5 protein-coding genes and 1 pseudogene are annotated in these 5,491 nt (G+C 67.5%); 2 read left to right on the top strand and 4 right to left on the bottom strand.

The annotated features are described in order from the left end of the window. The 4 genes from ACWELQ_RS36940 to ACWELQ_RS36925 all read right to left on the bottom strand — a co-directional run. On the bottom strand, nt 1-361 hold a 361-nt coding region (locus tag ACWELQ_RS36940; RefSeq protein ID WP_452401660.1), incomplete at its 3' end, for a glycosyltransferase. A gap of 85 nt (nt 362-446) precedes the next feature. Continuing rightward, a complete protein-coding gene (locus ACWELQ_RS36935; RefSeq protein WP_452401659.1) occupies nt 447-1,340 on the bottom strand; it encodes a glycosyltransferase family 2 protein in 894 nt (297 codons plus the stop codon). Nucleotides 1,341-1,395: 55 nt separating this feature from the next. After that, the gene (locus ACWELQ_RS36930; protein WP_452401658.1) at nt 1,396-2,382 is read right to left on the bottom strand and encodes a hypothetical protein; all 987 of its coding nucleotides are present in this window, start codon (nt 2,380-2,382) and stop codon (nt 1,396-1,398) included. A 40-nt stretch (nt 2,383-2,422) separates the two neighbouring features. Further along, a complete protein-coding gene (locus tag ACWELQ_RS36925; protein ID WP_452401657.1) occupies nt 2,423-3,919 on the bottom strand; it encodes a sugar transferase in 1,497 nt (498 codons plus the stop codon). Between the two features lie 484 nt (nt 3,920-4,403). On the opposite strand from ACWELQ_RS36925, the gene ACWELQ_RS36920 reads away from it, so the two are divergent. Together ACWELQ_RS36920 and ACWELQ_RS36915 are read left to right on the top strand one after the other, a co-directional pair. Then, entirely contained in the window at nt 4,404-5,006 is a 603-nt protein-coding gene (locus ACWELQ_RS36920; RefSeq protein WP_452401656.1) for a YdcF family protein, read from the top strand. 42 nt (nt 5,007-5,048) lie between these two features. Continuing rightward, nucleotides 5,049-5,491, top strand: a pseudogene (locus tag ACWELQ_RS36915) (serine acetyltransferase); the annotation flags it as partial.

Raw genomic sequence — 5,491 nt, 5'->3', positions numbered from 1 at the left:
GGATCGCCACCGCCGGTCGCGGCGAGGAATACCGGGCCGCCACCTTGGAACGTCGCGTCGTCACCGCCTGCACGCCGAAGGTGACTTCCATTGCGGCACGGCCGAATCCGCGTCCGTCGCGGGGCACGTGATGGTTGAGCCGGCGCAGCCGGACCCCGTCGGTGTCGGTGTCGACGCGAAACGGGTCCCGCTCGGCGGCGCGCTGCCAGGCCGGATAGTGCGTGACCCCGGTCAGCACCCGCACCTCGTGGCCGCGGGCGGCCAGTCCCACCGCGAGACCGGTTGTGTACGGGGCGATCCCGGTCGGCTCGGGGGCATAGTTGATCCCCAGAATCACCACCTTGACCGTTTTCCTCGACACGGAATCCGACATTAGCGGCCCGGGCACCCATCGGCGCGTCGACCGATTCGCGGAGGTCAACGGCAGCGCGACCCTACCCACCGCACTACTCGCCGGTGGCCGGGCGCGCACCGAGCAGCCCGGACAATTTGCGGACTCCGCGCTCGGCGGTGATCCGCTGCCGTTTCGCGTACAGCGACGCGACGGCCCGGCGGGCCTGCGACCGCTGTTGCGGGGTGAGGTCGGATTCGGCGATCCAGCGCAGCCATTCGCGACATTGCAGGGTGGTGGACATGCGCGCCTGCCAACTCGGCACATCCAGCTTGCGCGCCATGACCTTCTGCCGATCGTGCTGCCAGTGTCGACCGCCGAGCACCTCGGGCACATGCCCCCATCGCCCGGCCAGGGCCAGCTTCCCGGCGTACACCTCGTCTTCGCGCAGCATATTGCGGCGCACGATGCGACTGGCTGGTTCGCGATGGAACAAGGCGTACAACGGATCCAGCAGCAGGAAGCTCTCGTTGAGCAGGCGCAGCATCTCGGTGAAGCGCACGGCCGGATCCTCCGAGAGCAACGCCGTGCCGTCGTAGAGCGCGCTCTGGTGCGCGCCGTCCGGGCCGACGTAGTCCAGCTGGGTCGTCACCAACAACAGGTCAGGGTCGGCGTCGAACACGTCGAGGCAGCGGGACACGTAATTCGGTTCCAGCCAGTCGTCATCGCCGATCCACCGGAAGTACTCGCCCTTCGCGGCGTTCATGGCGACGACGAAATTGCCCATCAGGCCCACGTTGACGGCATTGCGGCGGTACACGATCCGGCTGTCCTCGGCCGCGAGGTCCCGGCAGACCTCCTCGGTGGCGTCGGTCGAGGCGTTGTCGGAGATCAGCAGTTCCAGGTTCTCGTGGTCCTGGGCCAGTACCGATTTGACGACGGCCGGAATCCGGTCCGCACCATTGCGAACCGGCAGTCCGATGGTGACCAGGGTGTGTGAGTCACGCAAGTGAGTTCCCTCCCAACTCGGGTGGCACGCGATGGTGTCGCGCGGTATCGAGCAATCAGACTCGCTCGAGCCATATTTCGCGCCAGAACGAGACATACTCGCGCGGGCAGTTCGCGTGGTAGACGCCCTCGCAGAACACGTTCTCGAGCACGATCGCCGGGGTTTTCATGATCACCAGTTCGCCGGTGGTCTCGTCCAGGCAGCGGGTGATGCGCGCCTGCACCCGGGCGGTGCGCCCGCAGAAGCGGGCCGCCTCCTCCTCGAACCCCATGCCGCGATTGAGCCGGTGCTCGTTGAGGGTGAGTTCGATCTGCTCCTTGGACTTGATGCGCACCAGCTCGCCGGGTTGCAGATCCAGGTGCGCCACCGGGGTTTTCCCGACCGCGCGACCGCGCACGAAACCCCATTCCGTTCCCCCGCGGAACTGGAGCCGTGCGGGCAGCACCCGTTTGCTCACCGCCTGCAGCCGGTTGAACATGGCGAAGAAGAAGGCCGTCAAGGACATCCACACGGTGGCGTTGCCGACCTGGACGTCCTCGACGTACTGGCGTACATCGCGGAACGGCAGGCACGTCGGTGCCGCGCGCATCATCTCCGTCGACTGGCAGGAGTAGCGGTCCTTGCCGCTGTCCAACGGTGGCTTGCGCGTATTGATCTCGAGAATTTCCAGATCGATGCGGGTGCCGTCGACGGGGGTCGGTGGTGTGCCCGGCTCGACGCGCTTGAGCCACGCCTGTTTCCAGTACAGGCTGCACGCGGTCTGGCAGCCGCCGTGTGCGCTGCCGCCGCAGCGGGCGCCGGTGAGGTGGACGGTCTCGGTCAGCCGGTGCATTCCGGTGCGGCCGTAGGGATCACACACTTTGTTGGCGACCTTGTGGACGGTCAGCCGCTGCCCACAGAACTCCAGCATTTCGGGCATGAACGGCAGATTGTCCAGCTCGCCGCGCTCATCGAGGGTGGCCAGGATCTCGGCCGCGCTGCGCACCTCGACCAGATCACCCACCCGCAGTCCCGATGTCGTCTCGGCAACGGACTGGGTCATGCGTTTTCCTCCATGTCAGTAGGCCAATTCAGAGGCCGTGTCAGTAGGCACCGTCACTGCGGGTCACCGCCGTGATCGTCTTGGCGATGATCAGCAGGTCCTGCACCATCGACCAGTTCTCGACGTAGGACAGGTCCAGGCGGACCGACTCGTCCCAGGACAGGTCGGAGCGGCCGGAGACCTGCCACAGCCCGGTCACGCCGGGCTTGACCAGCAGTCGCCGCCACACCTTGCCGTCGTACTGTTCGACCTCGCTGGCGAGCGGCGGGCGCGGCCCGACCACGCTCATCTCGCGTCGAATCACATTGATGAACTGGGGTAGTTCGTCGAGGCTGTAGCGGCGCAGGACGCGCCCGACGGCGGTGACCCGCGGATCCTCGCGCATCTTGAACAGCGGGCCCGCGCCCTCGTTGTGCGACAGCAGCGCGGCGCGGCGGCGGTCGGCGTCCTGGAACATGCTGCGGAACTTGATCATCCGGAACGGCACGCCGTCCAGGCCGATCCGCTCGGAGCGGTAGAACACCGGGCCGCGGCTGTCGAGCTTGATCGCCACCGCCGCGACCACCATGACCGGGGAGACCAGCAGCAGGGCGAGGATCGCGAAGGTGAGGTCGAACAGCGCGCGGCCGAACGAACGCGACCGGCCGTACTGCGGTTTCGCGATGTGCAGCAGCGGCAGATTGCCGATCGGTCGGATCGACATGCGTTGATCGGCCACATCGACGAGACCCGGTGTCACCACAACGTCCACGCCCAGCGGGCCGAGTTGCCACACCAGATCGTTGATGCCGCGGGTGCCGAGATGTTCGGTCGCGGAGATGGCCACGATATCGGCGCCGGTCTCGCGCACCGCCTCCAGCACGGTCATGGCCCACCCGGCGATCAGGGGCACCTCCGTGAGCGCCTGCTCGCCTTCGTGTTCCTTGTCGTACGGGCTGTAGACGCCGACCACCGAATAGCCGACCGCGGGATCACGCGCGAAGCAGGTCATCATCTCGCGGGCGGCATCGGGACCGCCGACCACCAGAACCGCGGTGCGGCAGCGGCCCTTGCGGCGCTGCGACGCGGCGTAGCGCCGCCACGCGACCCGATTGCCGAGCAGGCCGAGCAGACCGAAGGGCAGTGCGATGGCCAGGTATCCGCGCGCGAAGTCCAGGCGTAGCAGCAGCGAGACGATGGCGATCACGCCGAATAGTCGCAGCGTGGCCGAGGTGACCTGCCGATACTCCTCCAGCCCGGTCCCGAGCTGGCCCGGCGAACCGGTATTGCCGCCCACCAGGAAGCTGAACCAGCCCAGGGCCAGCAGCAGCGAGATGATCGAGTACCCGATGCTGGCATTGCCCGACCAAGCGGTCAGTTGTGCGTTCTTGTCGATGCCGCCGAACCGGATCAGTTGTGCCGCACCGACGGCGGCGACGAGCACCAGCGCCTCGCCCACCCTGACCCGGCGGCCGTACTCGGCCTGCCATCGCTCACGGTCGGAGCGCCATTCGCGCGCAGACCCCCGGATCCGAATCCGGTCAATCTGGAAGGCCATCCGCGCTCCGTCCCCACGCCAAATTGCCACGTTGCCGGCGTTCCCCCGTTGGACACCCGCGCCGAATATTATCGGTTTCACCCGCTGCAGGTCCATGTTCCACCCGCAGCCCGGAGATTCTCTGTAGTTCGCGAAATCTTCTGTATGCCAACATATTTGATGCGTCCCATCGAAGGTTCGCGGTGCAATCCTCGCCAGGGTCCGGACCGTCGTGGGCACGAGCGACCGAACCAGGGCGAAATGGACTGGGCCCCAAGGGAGCCGAGAACCCCATCCCCGCCGATGGAGTCACTCCTGCTGTCGCCCGGCCGTCGTCCGGCGTTACGGAATATCCCACCGTCACGGCGGGTTTTTCCGCCGGGCCCGGCCGACCTGGCCGGTACGCCCGCGGACCGGGCCGGTGAGCGGTGAAACGAGCCCGTCATCGGTGAAACGTAGACTGTCCCCGACGAATCCGGACCGACACGAGGGATGCCACCCCCGCATGACAGCCCAGGAAGAGGACACCGCCGCGGCCCCGGCGCGGACGCGGCCCCGCGTATTCGGGCGGCGGCCGCGATTGCTGTGGATTCTCGTGACGGTCGGTGTGCTGATCGGGACGACCGCCGGTGCGGGGATGCCGGTCTACGCCTTCCCTCAGATCGATCAATTGCGCCACGCGGACGCGATTTTCGTCCTCGGCGGCGAAGGGTTCCACCGCTACCCCTACGGTCTTTCGCTCGGGGGCGCGGGCTGGGCGCCGACGGTGGTGATCTCGAATCCCTACGGCACCCGCGACGACTGGCTCACCAACGTCTGCAACACCCCGCAGACCTTTCAGCTCGACTGCTTCGTGCCGGACCCGCCGACCACGAAAGGCGAAGCGCGCGAGCTGCGGCGGCTCGCCGCCGAGCACGGCTGGAAGACGGTCATCGTGGTGACCTTCCGGCCGCACATCTCCCGCGCCCGCTACATCCTCGAGCAGTGCTTCGACGGCAACCTGGTGATGATCGAGAGCCCCGAGAAGATCACCTGGTACCGATGGATCTACGAATTCGGCTACCAGACGGTCGGATACGCGCGGGCGGCACTGCAGAGCGGCTGCTGACGGCGGCTACCCGAGCCGCCATCGCCACCTAGGATGACCGGCATGGCTTCGGGGCAGTGGGCATGGCGACTGCGGGTCGCCCGGGTGCTGGTGTATCCGCTGTGGCGCGCCGCCGCGTCCTGCGCCGCGGTACGCGCCGATATCGCGTGGTGGGTGCGCTGCATCGACGCGCCGAAACTGCTGGTACTGGACGAATACTCGCGCTTCGCCTATCTCGCGGCGGCCCTGCCCGAGTTCCGTACGCTCGTGCACTATCGGCTGCGCGGCCGCTCCCCCGTGCTGCGGCTGCTGTTGCGGGCCTGCTACCGGCCGCTGCCGACGCTCATCCTCGAGGCCGACTCGATCGGCCCGGCGCTGTTCATCCAGCACGGGCTGGGCACCATCGTCACCGCGGAGTCGATCGGCAGCGAGTGCTGGATCAATCAGCAGGTGTCGATCGGGCACGACGCGAAGGGCCGTCCGACACTGGGCGATCGGGTCCGGGT

The sequence above is a fragment of the Nocardia sp. NPDC004722 genome, from assembly GCF_053601505.1.
Note: the sequence above shows the minus strand (reverse complement) of the source record. Positions and strands in the feature narration are given on the sequence as shown.

Bases quoted from the DNA above. Each gene is read 5' to 3' on its own strand.
- ACWELQ_RS36930 (WP_452401658.1), bottom strand. From the start codon at position 2,382: ATGACCCAGTCCGTTGCCGAGACGACATCGGGACTGCGGGTGGGTGAT.
- ACWELQ_RS36925 (WP_452401657.1), bottom strand. From the start codon at position 3,919: ATGGCCTTCCAGATTGACCGGATTCGGATCCGGGGGTCTGCGCGCGAA.
- ACWELQ_RS36920 (WP_452401656.1), top strand. From the start codon at position 4,404: ATGACAGCCCAGGAAGAGGACACCGCCGCGGCCCCGGCGCGGACGCGG.